Source organism: Halomonas sp. I5-271120 (assembly GCF_030553075.1).
Taxonomy (GTDB): domain Bacteria; phylum Pseudomonadota; class Gammaproteobacteria; order Pseudomonadales; family Halomonadaceae; genus Onishia; species Onishia taeanensis_A.
The window spans coordinates 2127794-2143693 of sequence record NZ_CP130701.1; the positions used below are offsets into that span (position 1 = coordinate 2127794).

A 15900-nucleotide genomic window follows, 5' to 3' on the forward strand; every position below is an offset into this window, starting at 1 on the left:
AGACGCTTTACCACCTGGACGCTTCACCAACACACAAAGGCCCGCAGCCATGCTGCGGGCCTTCTTGCGACTATGGTCTGTCCGCATTGGTATCGATAGCGGTACCTGTCAGCCGAATGATGGCGTCAGGCCAACCGGCCGGGGCTTAGCGCCAGCCGACGCGGTCGAAGATCCGCACCGCCTTGGGGTTGTTCTCGCCCAGCACGCTGACGTTCAGGTCATCCCGCTTGAAGTCGCCCCAGGAGGCCAGTACCTCGTCGATCTCGACGCCGTCGACCACCGGGAACTCGTGGTTACCCTTGGAGAACATCTCCTGGGCTTGGTCGGAGGCCAGGAATTCCAGGAATCGCTGGGCATTTTCCGGGTGCGGAGCGCCCTTGATCATGCCGGCACCGCCGACGTTGATATGCGCGCCGCGGCCTTCCTGATTGGGGAACAGAATGTTGATCGACTCGGCGGCCTCGCGCTCGGCGTCGTTGTCGGACTCGAGCATGCGCACGTAGTAATAGTGGTTGGCCACGGCCACGTCACACTCGCCGCTGGCTACGCCCAGCAGCTGGTCGGTGTCGCCGCCTTCCGGGTCGCGGGCCATGTTGTCGACCACGCCCTGTGCCCATTCCTCGGCGCCGTCCTCACCGTGGTGAGCGATCATCGAGGCCAGCAGCGACTGGTTGTAGATGTTGTTCGAGGAGCGCATGCACACTCGCCCCTCGAGTTTCGGGTCGGCGAGGTCTTCATAGGTCGAGATGTCGCTTGGGTCGATGGCGTCCGGGTTGTAGAAGATGGCGCGCACGCGCTGGCTGAAGCCGAACCACTTGCCTTCGGGGTGGTGCATGGAGGCGGGCAGGCGCTCGTCGAGCACCTCGGAGTCGACCGGGGCGAAGATGTCTTCCTTTTCGGCGCGCCACAGGCGGCCGGCGTCTACGGTCATCATGATGTCGGCGGGGCCGGCCTCGCTCTCCAGCAGGATGCGCTGAATCAGCTGGTCGGAGTTGCCCTCGAGCACGTTGACGTCGATGCCGGTCTTCTCGGTGAAGGCGTCATAGAGCGCCTGATCCGAGTCATAATGACGCGCCGAATAGATGTTCACGGACTCTGCCAGGGCCTGGCTGGCGAAGGCGGAACCGGCCACCAGGGCGGCAAGGGGCAGAACGTGAAGGCGTTGCAGGGGCATCGGACACCTCGTGGATAGCGAGAACCTGAAATAGAATGATAATGCGTTGCATTAACCTGCTGCCATTGAAGCGCTTGGGGGAAGCTTCGTCAACTGACATTGCAGCCGTCTTGCGCCGTCCTTGATCGCGATCCGGGAAAACACGACGCGCGACTGACCCAGATCATGGGGCGATGGCGTGCGTAGGGGCCCACAAACCGAGTAAACTGGAATGCACTTAGGACGCATTCCCGCTTTCACGCTGCGGCGCAGGCCGTAGACGTACGAGATGAGACGACGAGCTTCCATGACCTCCCAAGCGATCCCGACTGACGTTGACCGCCAGGTTTCCCACGAGGCCCCCGTCCTCGCCATGCACCACATCCGCCATGCCTACGGCAAGCACCAGGCGGTTGAGGATGTCAGCCTCTACGTCGAGCAGGGCGAAGTCGTCTGCCTGCTGGGCCCCTCGGGCTGTGGTAAGACCACGCTGCTGCGCATTGTCGCCGGCCTCGAGACCGTGCAGGAAGGGGGCGTCGATCTGGGCGGCCGCCCCATTGGCCGGCCCGGCAAGGCCCATGTGCCCCCTGAGAAGCGCAATGTGGGGCTGGCCTTCCAGGACTCGGCGCTGTTCCCGCACCTCTCCGTGCTCGACAACGTCGCCTTTGGCCTCGAGTCGCTGCCCGGCAAGCAGCGCCGGGCGCGGGCCATGGAGCTTCTCGAGCAATTAGGCATGGAAGGCTATGCCAAGAGCTACCCGCACACCCTGTCCGGTGGCCAGCAGCAGCGTGTGGCCCTGGCCCGTGCACTGGCGCCGGCGCCGTCACTGATGCTGCTCGATGAACCCTTCTCGAGTCTGGATGCGCGGCTTCGTGATCGCATCCGCGACGATACCCTGCACGTGCTGAAGCGGGTCGGCGCAGGCGCCCTGCTGGTCACCCACGACCCGGAAGAGGCGATGTTCATGGCCGATCGCATCGCGCTGATGCGCGATGGGCGCATCGTGCAGATGGGCACGCCGCTGGAGCTCTACTGCGCGCCGCGGGACCCCTTCGTGGTGACCTTCTTCGGTGAGGTCAACGAGATGGCCGGTGAGGTGCAAAGTGGCCGGGTGACGACCCCGGTCGGCGAAGTGCCGGTGGACGATATGGCTGACGGCAGTCAGGTGCGGGTGCTGATCCGCCCAGAAGCGCTCAAGATCGTGACCCTCGACGAGCCGCCGGCGACCTCCCACAGCCATGAGGGCCACAGCCATGTAGTGATGGCCAAGCTACTGGGGCGCTCAAGCCTTCTACATATCTGCGCCCACGGCGCGGATGGTTGGGAAGCCCACCTCCACGCCCGGGTGCCGGGCGTGTTCCTGCCCGAAGAGGGTCAGCCGGTGCTCATCCAGCTCGACCCGTCACAGGTCTTTGTCTTTCCCGCCGATGGCACCGCTGCCGGGGCGTGAGCCCCGGATCGCCAGGCTCAACAGAATCACCGGGATGATCCCCACCGCCACGATGGTCAGCGAGGCGGTGGAGGCCTCGGCGAGGCGCTCGTCCGCCGCCAGGTTGTGCGCTCTCACCGCCAGGGTGTCGAAGTTGAAGGGCCTCAGGATGATGGTCGCCGGCAGTTCCTTCATTACATCCACGAACACCAGGATCGCGGCGGCCAACAGGCTGCCGCGGATGATCGGCGTGTGTACCTTGCGCAGGGTGCCGCCGGCGGTCTGACCCAGAGTACGGGCCGCGGCGTCCATGCTCGGCGTCACCTTGCCAAGGCTCGCCTCGATGGCGTTGAAGGATACCGCCAGGAAGCGCACCACATAGGCATAGATCAGGATGAAGGCGGAGCCGCTAAACAAGAGCCCGACCATCATGCCGAACTGCTCGTCCATGAAGCCGTTGATGCGTTGATCGAGCCACGAGAAGGGAATCAGGATGCCGACCGCTACCACCGAGCCGGGCACCGCATAGCCGATGGCGCCGATGCGGGTGGCCAGACGAGTGACCGGGCGAGGATTGAGTCGCGCGCCATAGCTCAGCACCAGCGCCAGGCCCACCGCGACCAGGGCGGCGATGGTCGCCAGCACCAGGCTGTTGCCGGCGAATTCCAGAAACTGGGCCCCGAACAGGTCATCCCCGCCCTGCACCGAGAGATAGGTCAGCAGACCGCTGGGAATCAGGAAGCCCACCATGATCGGCGCCAGGCAGGCGAGGCAGGCCGCCACGCCCCGCCAGCCGCGCAGGTGAAATTCGGGCAGCTGCTGATAGCGGCCCGAGGTGTGAAAGTAGCGCCTCTTGCCTCGCGACCAGCGCTCCAGCAGCACGAAGATGATCACGAAGGCCAGCAGGCAGGCCGCCAGCTGGGCGGCGGCAACCTGCTCGCCCATGCCGAACCAGGTGCGGTAGATGCCGGTGGTGAAGGTATCGACGCCGAAGTACTGCACCGCGCCGAATTCGTTGAGGGTCTCCATCAGCGCCAGCGACACGCGCCGCCGACGATCGCCGGCCGGGCCAGCGGAATCGCCACGCTGGTGAACAGCCGCCAGGGCCCGCGCCCCAGGGTGCGGCCCACGTCCAGCACGCACACCGACTGCTCGAGGAAGGCCGCCCGGGTCAGCATGTAGACGTAGGGGTAGAGCACCAGGGTGATCAGCGTCGCGGCGCCGCCCAGCGAGCGGATATCGGGGAAGAAGTAGTCGCCGCGGCCCCAGTCGAAGACCTCGCGAAGCCAGGTCTGCACCGGGCCTGCGTACTGCAGGAAGTCCGTGTAGGCGTAGGCGATCACATAGGTCGGTACCGCCAGCGGCAGCAGCAGCGCCCATTCGAACAGCCGTCGTCCGGGGAAGCGGCACATCACCACCAGCCAGGCCGTGCCGGTGCCGATCACGAAGGTGCCAAGCCCCACCGTCACGACCAGGAACAGGGTGTTGCCGAGATAGCGACCCAGCACGGTGCTGGCCAGGTGCTGCCAGATGCCGTCAGTGGGCACCAGAATATGCGCGAGCACCACGATCACCGGCAGCGCCACGATCAGCGCGATGCCGATGGTCAGCACGCTCCAGGCGCTGAAGTGCAGCGATAGGCGACGAGCCAGGCTGGCCGGTCGAGAACTGGTGGAACGGAACAAGCGGTGGACTCCTTGCGGTGCTCGGGCCGGCAGTCAGGGCCTGCGGGAAGAAGCCCTGTCACCTGCCCAATGCGATGGGGTCACGAGTGAGACCAGCAACGGGCGAGAATACTATCAGTTGGGGTCTGTCACTGCAGCCTGCCGCGAACGCATCGTCACGCTCGGCAGGCCGCAAGCCGGTCGCCTCAGACCTGTGCGGGGCGGCGCTCCTCAAGCCAGCGCAGGGCCACGGTCCTGGCGCGGGCCAGGCTCGCGCAGTGCGTAAGCTCGCCGGCGGCGGTGCGAATCCCAACGCGGCGCAGCTTGACGATCTGACGGGGCGACAGGCCGATCAGAATCAGTGCGACATTCTGGCGGCGCATCTCCTCGACCATGCGGCGCAAGGCGACGAGCGCAGTGCCGTCGATGCTCGGCACGCCGTGCATGTCCACCATCACGATGCGGATGTCGGGGTCGACCATCTGCAGCGACGACAGGGCCTTCTCGGCGACGCCGAAGAACATGGGGCCGTTGATGTCGTAGAGCGCCACTTGAGGCGGCAGGTCCTGCACCTCTGGGTGGCGGTCGAGCGGACGAGCCTTGGTCTGAGTTACCTGCGTCATGCGGCGGATGAACAGGGCAGCGGCCAGGCCCATGCCCACCGATACCGCCAGCACCATGTCGAACAGCACCGTCAGCGCGAAGCAGATCGCGAGGATAGCCACATCGCCCGAGGGAGATGAGCGCAGGGTGTGTACGAACATCCGTGCCTCACTCATGTTCCAGGCGATGATGAACAGCAGCGCGGCCAGCGAGGTCATCGGTACCAGCCCCAGCAGCCCGGCCAGCGCGATCACCGCCAGCAAAACTACCAGTGCATGCACTACGGCTGCGATCGGCGAGCGCGCGCCGCTGCGGATGTTGGTGGCGGTGCGCGCCAGGGCGCCGGTGGCGGTGATGCCGCCGAAGAAGGGTACGGCAATGTTGCCAAGCCCAAGGCCAATCAGTTCGGCATTGGGGTCATGTCGGGTGCGGGTCATGCCGTCGGCGACCACCGCACAGAGTAGCGACTCGATGGCCGCCAGCATGGCAATGGCGAAGGCCGGGCCGAGCAGCGAGCGGATCAGGTCGAAGCTCACCGCCAGCGGTTCGCCTTCGGCGTTGGGCATATGCCAGGGCAGGGCGAAGCTCGGGGCGATTGGCGGAATGCCGACGCCGCTCTCACCCTCGGCGTGCCATTGAAAGCGCGAGGCGATGGTGGCGATGTCGCCCCCCAGCCAGTGATTGGCGACGTAGGCGGCCAGCGCCCCGGCTACCAGTCCGACCAGCGGCGCGGGCACCGGCGAGCGCAACCGCGGCCACAGCAGCAGCACCGCCAGGGTGATCACGCCGATAGCAAGCTCGGCAGGGCGAGTCTCGGGCAGCGCGGCCAGGATATTCGTCAGGCTTTCTGTGAAGTGCTCGCCCCGTGCCACCTCCAGGCCGAGGAAGTCCGGCACCTGCAGGGTGGCGATGACCACCGCGATGCCGGCGGTAAACCCAAGCACCACCGGGTAGGGCACGAACTGGATCAGCGCGCCCAGGCGGGCGAGTCCCAGGCCGACCAGGATCATTCCCGCCATCAGCGTGGCAATCAACAGCCCGCCAAGCCCATAGTGCTGGACGATTGGCAGCAGGATCACCACGAAGGCAGCGGTGGGGCCCGACACGCTGAAGCGCGAACCGCCGGTGAGCGCGATCACGATGCCGGCGACGATGGCGGTATAGAGCCCGTGCTGGGGCGCCACCCCGGTGGCGATCGCCAGCGCCATCGATAGCGGCACTGCCACGATGCCGATGGTCAGGCCGGCCAGGATGTCATGGCGCAGGTCCCCGAACCCATAGCCCGCCTTCCAGGCGGCGAGCAGACCGGTGCCGAGGCGAGGGCGATGCGCAGGCGAAGAGGGGAGCGCCATAATAAATCCTTCAAGCAGATGAGTGAGGGTCGCCAAGTGCGCGCAGGGCAAGCTCCTGGCCAGGCTGGCGTGCCTGGCCACCAGATAGCCGGGCCGCCAGCTAGATTGTGCGCCTGCCGAGCGTGCGATGAGACGATTTCCTTATATATGATCCCGGAAATCGGCGGTGAAGGAAAAGAGGCCTTTTGCCGCATTTCTGTCTCAGTTGTCTCAGTTGTATCAGTTGTCGCAGTAGGCGCCTAAGCCGATCTCCATAAGCTGGCCGTCATAAGCAAGACTCGCACAAGTCGTCGGCTGGCGGCGCGACGGTGCGCGGCTTCTACGCCCAAGGTCCTCTTGTTGCGGCATCCCCCAGCGTTAATGCTGGGGGAATATTCTTCGCAAGGGAACGACGTCCATGGGCTCTGACATCTTCCCCCAGGCACTGGCCGGACCGCTCGTCTCGCCGCTTTTGCTGCGTGGCCTCGATGCCATGGGCGAGTGGCTGGTGGTGGTGGATGCCGAGTCTCGCATCGCCTATCTGAATGCGCCCTATGCCGCCTTCCTGGAGATCGATCCGCTGGCCGCGTACGGCAAGCCCGTGCGTGAGGTGATCGAGAACACTCGCATGCCGGATGTGGTGGCATCAGGCCAGGCGGAGCTTGCGCAGCTGCAGATGGTGCGCGGCCATCATATGATCGCCCACCGCTACCCGGTGCGGGTCGACGGCAAGGTGGTAGGAGCGATCGGTACGGTGCTCTATCACGACACCTGGGAGTGGCGGCAGATGAACGCTCAGGTCGAGTCGCTGGAAGCCGAGGTCGATTACTACCGTTCGGCTGCCCTGGGCGCGACGCCGGGCACGCGCTGGCAGCTGGCTGATGTGATCGGCGACAGCGAGGGTGTCCAGGCGCTCAATGCGCGAGTCCGCAAGGTCGCCCCGGGCGATGCCTCGGTGCTGATTCGCGGCGAGTCAGGCACCGGCAAGGAGCTTTACGCCCACGCCCTGCATCGCCTCTCCGAGCGGGCCAAGGGCCCCTTCATCAAGCTCAACTGCGCGGCGATTCCCGAGGCGCTGCTCGAGGCCGAGCTGTTCGGCTACGAGGAAGGCGCCTTCACCGGTGCCCGCAAGGGCGGCAAGCCCGGCAAGTTCCAGCTCGCCGATGGCGGCACGCTGTTTCTCGATGAGATCGGTGACATGCCGCCGGCCATGCAGGTGAAGCTGCTGCGGGTACTCCAGGATCGTGAGGTCGAAGCGGTAGGGGCGACCAGCCTGGTGCCGGTGGATGTGCGAGTTATCGCCGCCACGCATCGGCCGCTGGAGAGCCTGATCGAGCGCGGCGAATTCCGTGAGGATCTTTTCTATCGCATCAATGTCGTGCCGTTGATGATCCCGCCGCTGCGCGAGCGGCGCGACGATATTCCGCTGCTGGCGCGCCACCTTTTGGCAAGGCTCGCCGAGCGCCGAAAGCGGCGCTGTCCAAGTCTCAGTCAGGCGGCGCTGGATTGCCTCACCTGCCACAGCTGGCCCGGTAACGTGCGCGAGCTGGAGAATGTTCTGGAGGCGGCCTTCTATTTAGGTGGCAATCATCTCGATGTGGCCGACCTGCCCGAGGCTTTACGCCAGCGCCACGGTGAGCCACCCAGGCTCGGTGCCTCGCTCAAGGCCACCCTGGCTCAGGCCGAACGCGAGGCCTTGCTGGCGGCACTTGTCGAATGCGACGGCAACCGCACCCGCGCCGCCAAGCGCCTGGGCATCGCCAAGTCTTCCTTTTATGAAAAGCTGACCCGCCACGGTCTGATGGTCGACTGAGGTGTCCGGTTTTCCGGTCGTCGTCCGGTTTTGCGGACACCCATTAGCTGCCCTTTACGTGAGGTGAAACCTGAGAGCGTCCGAAATACCGGACGCTCTCAGGCCATGGTGTGACGTCTTTCGGCCGCTCCTGGTCAAGCAAGGCGTTCGGTGTTTTATTTAAATTTATGAAAATAAAGGGTTTTGTCTTCCATGGCGCCGATCTTGCGCCTGGTTCCGACGCCAAGGGTTCCATGCGACACCGCTGGAATAACCGCCTGTAATAAGAACAACGCAAGGAGTCATTCATGCCAAGCCCGAACTTCCCACGTACGCTGCTCGCTGCCGGCATCGCCGCAGCCATGACCGCCGGGGTCGCCCTGCCGGCCATGGCTGACGGGCCCGAGCGCCTCGATGTCGCCAGTACGTTCTCGACGAAGAACTTCCTGGGGGCCGGTGCCGAGCACCTGTCCGAGGAGCTGCAAACCGCTACCGGTGGCGCCGTCAGCCTACGCGTTCACGAGCCGGGCGACCTGGTGCCGGCCTTCGAAGTCTTCAACTCCGTGTCTTCGGGCGCCATCCAGGCCGGCTGGGACTGGATGGGCTACTGGGCCGGCACCGTGCCGATCACCAACCTCTACGGTGCGCTGCCGTTTGGTCCGTCTCCGGAAGCCTTCATGTCCTGGATGTGGTCCGGCGAAGGCACCGAACTGCTGCAGACCGAGTACGACAAGTACGGCGTCAAGGTCCTGCCCTGCTTCATCTCGCCCCAGGAGACCGGCGGCTGGTACAACAAGGAGATCAACAGCCCCTCTGATTTCGATGGCCTGTCGATGCGCATCTCCGGCCTCGGCGCCAAGGTGCTCAACCGGCTCGGCGCATCCACCCAGCTAGTGCCGGGCGGCGAGATCTATCTGGCGCTGGAACGTGGCCGTGTCGATGCCACCGAGTTCTCGGTGCCGCAGGTCGATGCCGCCATGGGCTTCGACGAAGTCGCCAAGTATTACTACTTCCCGGGTTGGCACCAGAGCGCCAGCTGGTTCTCGCTGCTAATCAACCAGGCGGTCTGGGATGAGTACAGCGATGAGCGCAAGGCACAGTTCGAAACCGCCTGTCGCTCCACCCTGCAATGGGCCATGGCCGAAGCGCCGCCTGAGCAGGTGCGTACCATCCATGCGCTGGAAGAGAAGGGTGTGGAAGTGCGTCGCTTCCCGGACGAGGTGCTCGATGCCCTGCAGCAGTCGTGGGTCGAGGTGCGCAAGGAAGAGATGGAAAACAACCCGGCCTTCGCCAAAGCGTATCGCTCGCTGATGAAGCATGCTGGCCTGATCGACGAATGGTATGAGCTGCAGGCCATGCCGGCGATCATCCCGCTCGACGAAGGGGATAGCTGATGACACGCGCCACTCTCGCGCCCTGGCGTGAGCGTGGCGCGGCCGTGTGCGCCGCTCTGGGCCGACCGCTGGTCGGCCTGGGGCTGGTGGTTGGCCGACTCTCCAGCTGGCTGGTCATGCTGGTGATGTTGGCCGTGCTCACGACCGTGCTGCTCAACGCCCTGGGCGTCAATGAAATCGGCCACTGGGACACCAAGATCCTGCTGTTCGGCGATGCCCTGACCATCAACAGCATCACCGAGCTGCAATGGCATCTTTTCGGCATCCTGACGCTGCTCGGTGGCACCTACGCCCTGCACCACGATACCCACGTGCGGGTCGACCTGGTCTATCACCGCCTGTCTCTTCAGGGCCGGGCGATCATCGACGTGATCGGGCATCTGCTGATGCTGATTCCCTTCTGCCTGTTGATTGCCTGGCTCTCCAAGCATTTTGTGACCATGTCTTATATCTCTAACGAACAATCCAACTATGGCGGTCTCACCGACCGTTATCTGATCAAGGCCATGCTGCCGATCGGGCTGGTCTTTCTGGCGGTGGGCGCACTGGGTCAGGTCTTCGCCAAGCTTGCTGTGATCCTCGACCCGCGCAGCGCCGCCGCTGATTCCATCGCCGACGAAGGGGCGACCCATGGCTGAATTCCTGAGTGAATACGCCCTCGCCCTGCTGATGGTCGTGACCCTGCTGGCGGGTATCTTTAGCGGCTACCCGGTTGCCTTCCTGCTCGGCGGCCTGGGCATCGTCTTCGCCTTCATCGGTGACATACCCGTGCCGTTTCTGGGCACCGTCGGCTCGCGGATCTTCGGCGGGGTGATCGAAAACTGGCTGATGATCGCCATTCCGCTGTTCGTGTTCATGGGCCTGATGCTCGAACGATCCGGGGTAGCCAAGCGCCTGCTGCTGACCCTGCAGCGACTCTTCGGGCGCACACACGGCGGGCTTGCCGTGTCGGTGGCGATCCTTGGCGTGATCATGGCCGCCAGTACCGGCATCATTGGCGCCTCGGTGGTGATGCTGGGTCTGCTGGCGCTGCCGGTGATGATGAAGCAGGGCTACCGGGCCGAGATGGCCTGCGGGGTCATCGCCGCCTCGGGCACCCTGGGCATTCTGATTCCGCCCTCGATCATGCTGGTGCTGATGGGCTCGATCCTGCAGATCTCGGTGGGCGCGCTGTTCAAGGCCGCCCTACTGCCGGGGCTGCTGCTCGGCGGGCTGTACATCGCCTACCTGCTGATCACCGCACGCATCCGCCCGGATTGGGCGCCGCTTGCCGACATGGACGACGTCGACCCGACACCGTTGCCGATCGCGCTGCTGCGCGACCTGCTGGGCCCCTTCGTGCTGATCTTCGTGGTGCTGGGCTCGATCATGGCCGGCATCGCCACCCCCACCGAGGCCGCGGCCATCGGGGCGCTGGGCAGCCTTTTGCTGGCGCTGGCCATGCGTAGCCTGGACTTCGCCACCCTGCGCGAGGCGGTGCGTGATACCTCGCGTACCTCGGCGATGATCCTGTTTGTGGTCATTGGTGCCACCTGCTTTTCGGTGGTCTTCAAGCGCCTGGGTGGTGACTACATGATCGAAGAACTGATCACCGGCACTGGCCTGGGTCCCTATGGCCTGATGCTGCTGATCATGGGCCTGATCTTCGTGCTCGGCTTCTTCCTCGAGTGGATCGAGATCAGCTTCGTGGTGCTGCCGCTGGTCGCCCCGGTGGTCGAGGTGCTGGACTTCGGTTACGGGCTCTCCGGTCAGGGGCTGCTGGTGTGGTTCGCGATTCTGGTGGCCATCAATTTGCAGACTAGCTTCCTGACGCCACCCTTCGGCTACGCGCTCTTCTACCTCAAGGGCATCACCGAAGGCCAGGTGAGTATCATGACCATCTACCGCTCGATCATTCCCTTCGTGCTGCTGCAGGTGACGGGGCTGGTGCTGTGCATGGTCTTCCCGGCGCTGGTGCTGTGGTTGCCGGGGCTGATGCCCTGAGCCCACAGGTGAGCGTGGGGCGGGCGTGAGGGCGGTTTTGAGGAACAAGGCATGCGCAAGCGGGTACTGATCGCCGGCGCCGACGAGATGCTCGAGGCCCTGGCGAGGGTCTTCCTCGAGGAAGGCGCCACTGTGGCACTGCTGACGCCGGATGCGGCGAGCCTCGAGTCGGTGCTGGACGGCCTGGGTGGCGAGCAGGCCGACCGCTTCGGCCTGGTGGCCGGGGAGGGCGCCCTCGATGAGCTGCTGGGACGGCTGGGGCGACTCGATGTGCTGGTCTGTGCCCCGCGCACGTTGCCTCCCGGCGAGCCGCTGGCCCGCAAGCTCGACGAGCAGGTGGTCGGCCCCTCGGGGCTTTTGCAGGTCGCCAGGGCCTGGATGCAGAGCCGTGGGGGCGGGCGGCTGGTCGCCGTAGCCCCGGATGGCGACAGCCAGGCGGCCAGCATGGTGCGTGAGGCCCTGGGAGCGCTGGTGCGCCGCCTCGCCGATGGCGGAGGGCCGGCGATTCGCGTCAACCTGCTATGCCCTAGGGGCGCCTCGAGCGCCTCCGTTGCCGACTGCACCCGCTTTCTGGCGGGTGGCGCCGGGCGAGCCATTACAGGCCAGGTGCTGCGCCTGTCCGATACCTGAGCGCCGCTACTGCCAGCGTTGCGCCTTTAGCCAATGCCTTGCCAACCTCATCTTAAGAACTAACGGCCGCCTCCAGGGGGCCGGCGAGCTCCATGGCGTGAAGGTAGATTACGTCGAGCACATCCAGGGCTGGCCCCGCGATGGCGCTTGTCGCATGCTGTGCGCCATGACCATCCCGCTCGACATTCCTGACCCCATGACGCTTATCGACCCGCCAAGCCGTGAGACACTCGTGACCTTGCTTGGCCACCTCGCGGCCCGGCGCCACCGTGGCCTGCTGTGGATAGCCGCGCCTCAGACCCTTGCCGTCTCCCGCGCCATCTCGCTTTGGCAGGCCGTCGGCTGGGCCGAGCCCTTGTGGCTGGGAACGCCCCAGGCGAGCCTCGAGGCGGCAGGCATTGACCCACTGCCTGCCGCCAAGGCGCGCACTCGGCTGGGCGGCGAGCAAGACCTGGTGGTAATCGATGCCGTTTCTGCACAGGCCGGCTTCGACCCCGAGGCCTTCGGCGCGGTTTCCGGCACCCTGCGTGCCGGCGGCTTATTGGTGCTGCTGACGCCGCCTGACTGGGGCTCTCGGCCGGATGGCGACTATGCGCGCCTTGCCGAGCATCCCTATCAGGCCGAGGGGCTGAGTTCGCGCTACCTGGCGCGCCTTGCCCGGCTGCTTTCGGCCTCGCAGGAGATTGCGATCTGGCCGCCTGATGGCCGCCTGCAGCTTGCTGAGCCGCTGGCTCAGGCGATGGAAACGGCGTTAGCAACGGAGAAAGGGACGGATGCGTCGACCGGTGATGCCAGCGAGGCGGCGCCAGAGGATGCCGACTGCGCCACCGCGGATCAGGCCAGAGCGGTTGGGCGTCTCATGCGGCTGAAGCGCCGGCGCCCACTGGTGCTCACCGCCGACCGGGGCCGGGGCAAGAGTGCGGCGCTGGGCATCGCCTGTGCCCGGCTGCTCGCCGGTGGTGAAACACAGATTCTGATCACCGCGCCGCGCCCGGCGGCGGTGGAGGCGCTCTTCGAGCGCCTGGCGGTGCTCTGCCCCAGTGGGCGGCGGCAGGCCAACGTCTTTGCACTTGAGGCGGCACACGAGGCAGCGGACTCGCCCTGCGTGCGCTTTATCGCCCCGGACGCCTTGGTGGAGTTGGCCCTGGCCGGCGAGCAGGGCGGGGCCGGCGCGCTGCTGCTGGTCGACGAGGCGGCGGCGATTCCCGCGCCGCTGCTGTCGAGGATGCTGGCCGCCTTCCCGCGCATCGCCTTCGCCACCACCGTCCACGGCTACGAGGGCTCGGGCCGCGGTTTCGCGCTGCGTTTTCGTGAGCATCTGGATCGCCAGACCCCTGGCTGGCAGGGCCTGCATCTGGCGACACCGATCCGTTGGGCCGCGGATGATCCCCTGGAGCGGCTCACCGACAGGCTGCTGATGCTCAACGCCGAGCCTGACGAGGCAGATGACAAGGCCGAGCCTGACGCCAGCTCGAGAGCAACAGGTGAATCGTCGATCATCGAGTGCTCCCGGGACGCTCTGGCGGCTGACGAGTCGCGACTCAGAGCGCTATTCGGCCTGCTGGTCCAGGCCCATTACCGCACCCAGCCAAGTGACCTGCGCCGGCTGCTCGACGGCCCCGGCGGCCGGGTGGTGTGCCTGGGTGAGCCGCACACTAGGGCCGTGGCCCTGACCGTGGACGAAGGCGGCTTTGCGCCTGATCTGGCCGAGCAGGTGGCCCGCGGCGAACGGCGTCCTCGCGGTCACCTGCTGGCGCAATCCCTGGCGGCTCACGCCGGCAGCCGAGGCGCGCTGACCTCACGGGTTCGGCGCGTGATGCGCATCGCCGTGGACCCCCGCGCTCGGCGTCTCGGCCATGGCCGGGCGATGCTGGCTGCTGAGCTTGCCAAGGCAAGCGAGGAGGATATCGATCTGTTCGGTGCCAGCTTCGGCGCCGAGGCGGGGCTGATGGCCTTCTGGCAGCAAAGCGGCTTTCGTGCGGTGCGCCTGGGCCTGACTCGCGAGGTGTCCAGCGGCGAGCACGCGCTGATGGTCGCTCGGGCCACCAGCGCCCGTGGCGATGAGCTGCTCTCTGGTCTCGCCGCGAGTTTCCAGGCGCTGCTGCCGAGCCTGTTGGCCTTCGAGCTCAAGGATTTCGACCCGGCCCTGGCGGCAGACTTGCTGGCCGAAGGGCCGGTGGCCGAGCTGGATGTTGCCATGCTCAGGGACATCGACGACGTGGCGCTGGGGCACCGGGCGCCGGCGCTGGCACGCCCGGCCCTTCAGGCCCTGGTGCGTCGCGGGCTTGCGCTGCAACGCCAGGGCGGCGATGCAGTCGCGCGCCCCTCAGCAGATCTGCGCGATGAGACAGGCGTTGCGGAAGCTGCTGACGAGGATGCCTGGATGCTGGTCGCCGTGCTCTTTCAGGGCCGAGACTCAGCTTGGCTGGCTCGACGCCTCGGCCTGCCCGGTCGGCGTCAGGTCGAATCCCGCCTGCGCCAGACGCTGGGTCGCTGGCGCCTGCTGTTCGCGCCGCCCAAGGGATAATAGGGTCTGTGCGACACGCCGGGGAACGATGATCAGGCGGCGGCACGTGTGGCGCCTTGTTTTGAGACCGAAACCGAGAGCGACACCGAGACAGGGCCGGCCATGGCCAGCCCTGTCTGGTAGGCGTCGCGCAGAGCGACGAGATGGATGTGCTGGTCGAGAGTGGGTGTGCCAGCAGCGTGGAGGGGTCGCCTGGGGCTCAGTGACCGCCCAGAGTGACCAGCGGGTAGCCGTCGACGGTGACCAGTGGCACACCGCCCGAGTGGTGACGCTCCTCGCGAACGATCACCCGTCGCTCGATCACGCGGGTACGGTCGTGATGCCGGCGCGCCTGATAGTGTTTGTCATGGTGACGGCGTTCGTGATGCCGTTGCCGATGGTGATGCCTATCGCCATGTCCGCCGTGGCCACGGTGGTCATGGCCCTGGTGGTGATGACCGCGGTGCTCGCGATCGGCCATGGCTGGAGTGACAAGGCTCAAGCCAAGCATAAGGGTCAGTGTCAGTAAGAGAGGATGGCGCATGGTGTCGACTCCTGGGTGGGGGAACTGCGCTCCCCTTAAGTTATCTGCAGGGTTCCCTGAGTCGCAGTATATCGGCGCCCGCCGACGAGTCGAACAGCGTTTCCTAATCTATGGCCGGCTTCCTTGCTCTCTTCACAATTCCTATCTTCTACGAGCCAGTGGGGCCACCTTCCCCGCCGACCATACTTTGTACCTACAATTTTCACCTACACAAAGCTGTGCACATACAAAAACGCCGCCCGATAGGGGCGGCGTGTGTTTAGCCTTGCGATGTGACTCCTTGGCGGCAGGGATCAGCCAAGGTAGGCGTTGAGCATCCAGACGGTCTTTTCCTGCTCGCGGATGTAGTCACCCACTTGGGCGGCGGTGCCTTCATCATCGGCATCGGAGGCCAACGAGAGAATCTCTCGTTGCAGGCCGATCAACGACTGATAGCCCTGCAGAATGCCGCGCACGCAGGACGTGCCATCGTGGATGTCCTTGTCTTCGGCGATGTCCGACATCTTCACGTAGTCGCTGTAGGCGTGCACCGGAGTGTGGCCCAGGGTCAGAATGCGCTCGGCGACTTCATCAACCTTGAGCAGCAGGTCGGTGTAGTACTCCTCGAACTTGGTGTGCAGTTCGAAGAACTGGTTACCCTTTACGTTCCAGTGATAGCCACGAACGTTCATGTAGAAGATCTGATAGTTGGCCAGCAGGGCGTTGAGGCGCTCGGCAAGCTGGCTGGCGCTGCTCTCGTGTAGCCCGATGGCATTGGTATCGGTCATGGATACCTCCTTGATCTCAAATGAGTTTGTATGGCTTCATCGTATGATGTCGCGCTGTATCGCGATAACGAAATCTCGCCATCATCACCATAGTGCTGCCCTAT

General features: G+C 65.4%; 11 protein-coding genes and 1 pseudogene. 7 read left to right on the top strand and 5 right to left on the bottom strand.

Going from position 1 to position 15900, the window contains the following annotated elements:
* Positions 1 to 145 precede the first annotated feature (145 nt).
* Positions 146 to 1174, bottom strand: a complete 1029-nt coding sequence (locus tag Q2K57_RS09545) for a Fe(3+) ABC transporter substrate-binding protein (RefSeq protein WP_304524943.1) — start codon at positions 1172 to 1174, stop codon at positions 146 to 148.
* A 286-nt stretch (positions 1175 to 1460) separates the two neighbouring features.
* Here Q2K57_RS09545 and Q2K57_RS09550 point away from each other — a divergent pair, with 286 nt between their 5' ends.
* Entirely contained in the window at positions 1461 to 2603 is a 1143-nt protein-coding gene (locus Q2K57_RS09550; RefSeq protein ID WP_112055007.1) for an ABC transporter ATP-binding protein, read from the top strand.
* Here the strand turns inward: Q2K57_RS09550 and Q2K57_RS09555 are convergent.
* Together Q2K57_RS09555 and dauA are read right to left on the bottom strand one after the other, a co-directional pair.
* A pseudogene (locus tag Q2K57_RS09555) lies at positions 2556 to 4234 on the bottom strand (ABC transporter permease). The gene Q2K57_RS09550 and the pseudogene Q2K57_RS09555 overlap by 48 nt on opposite strands.
* A 218-nt stretch (positions 4235 to 4452) precedes the next feature.
* A complete protein-coding gene (gene dauA, locus Q2K57_RS09560) occupies positions 4453 to 6201 on the bottom strand; it encodes a C4-dicarboxylic acid transporter DauA (RefSeq protein ID WP_304524944.1) in 1749 nt (582 codons plus the stop codon).
* A 397-nt stretch (positions 6202 to 6598) separates the two neighbouring features.
* Between dauA and Q2K57_RS09565 the strand changes: the two genes are divergently transcribed.
* From Q2K57_RS09565 to Q2K57_RS09590, 6 genes are all read left to right on the top strand, one after another.
* A complete protein-coding gene (locus Q2K57_RS09565) occupies positions 6599 to 7993 on the top strand; it encodes a sigma-54-dependent Fis family transcriptional regulator (protein ID WP_112055010.1) in 1395 nt (464 codons plus the stop codon).
* Between the two features lie 287 nt (positions 7994 to 8280).
* Positions 8281 to 9366 (top strand): TRAP transporter substrate-binding protein, encoded by a 1086-nt coding sequence (locus Q2K57_RS09570; protein WP_112055011.1) that lies wholly within the window; start codon positions 8281 to 8283, stop codon positions 9364 to 9366.
* Complete coding sequence (locus Q2K57_RS09575; protein ID WP_304524945.1) at positions 9366 to 10004, top strand: TRAP transporter small permease subunit; 639 nt, start codon at positions 9366 to 9368, stop codon at positions 10002 to 10004. The genes Q2K57_RS09570 and Q2K57_RS09575 overlap by 1 nt, the downstream gene beginning before the upstream one ends.
* Positions 9997 to 11349 (top strand): TRAP transporter large permease subunit, encoded by a 1353-nt coding sequence (locus tag Q2K57_RS09580; protein WP_304524946.1) that lies wholly within the window; start codon positions 9997 to 9999, stop codon positions 11347 to 11349. Before Q2K57_RS09575 ends, Q2K57_RS09580 begins: the two co-directional genes overlap by 8 nt.
* 51 nt (positions 11350 to 11400) lie before the next feature.
* Positions 11401 to 11979 (top strand): Rossmann fold domain-containing protein, encoded by a 579-nt coding sequence (locus Q2K57_RS09585; RefSeq protein WP_112055014.1) that lies wholly within the window; start codon positions 11401 to 11403, stop codon positions 11977 to 11979.
* Positions 11980 to 12076: 97 nt separating this feature from the next.
* Positions 12077 to 14506, top strand: a complete 2430-nt coding sequence (locus tag Q2K57_RS09590) for a tRNA(Met) cytidine acetyltransferase TmcA (RefSeq protein WP_304524947.1) — start codon at positions 12077 to 12079, stop codon at positions 14504 to 14506.
* A gap of 199 nt (positions 14507 to 14705) precedes the next feature.
* Here the strand turns inward: Q2K57_RS09590 and Q2K57_RS09595 are convergent, their stop codons facing one another.
* Positions 14706 to 15029 (bottom strand): hypothetical protein, encoded by a 324-nt coding sequence (locus Q2K57_RS09595; protein WP_304524948.1) that lies wholly within the window; start codon positions 15027 to 15029, stop codon positions 14706 to 14708.
* Positions 15030 to 15322: 293 nt separating this feature from the next.
* Positions 15323 to 15796, bottom strand: coding sequence for a Dps family protein (locus tag Q2K57_RS09600; RefSeq protein WP_112055016.1), 474 nt, complete (start codon positions 15794 to 15796; stop codon positions 15323 to 15325).
* Between the last annotated feature and the right edge of the window lie 104 nt (positions 15797 to 15900).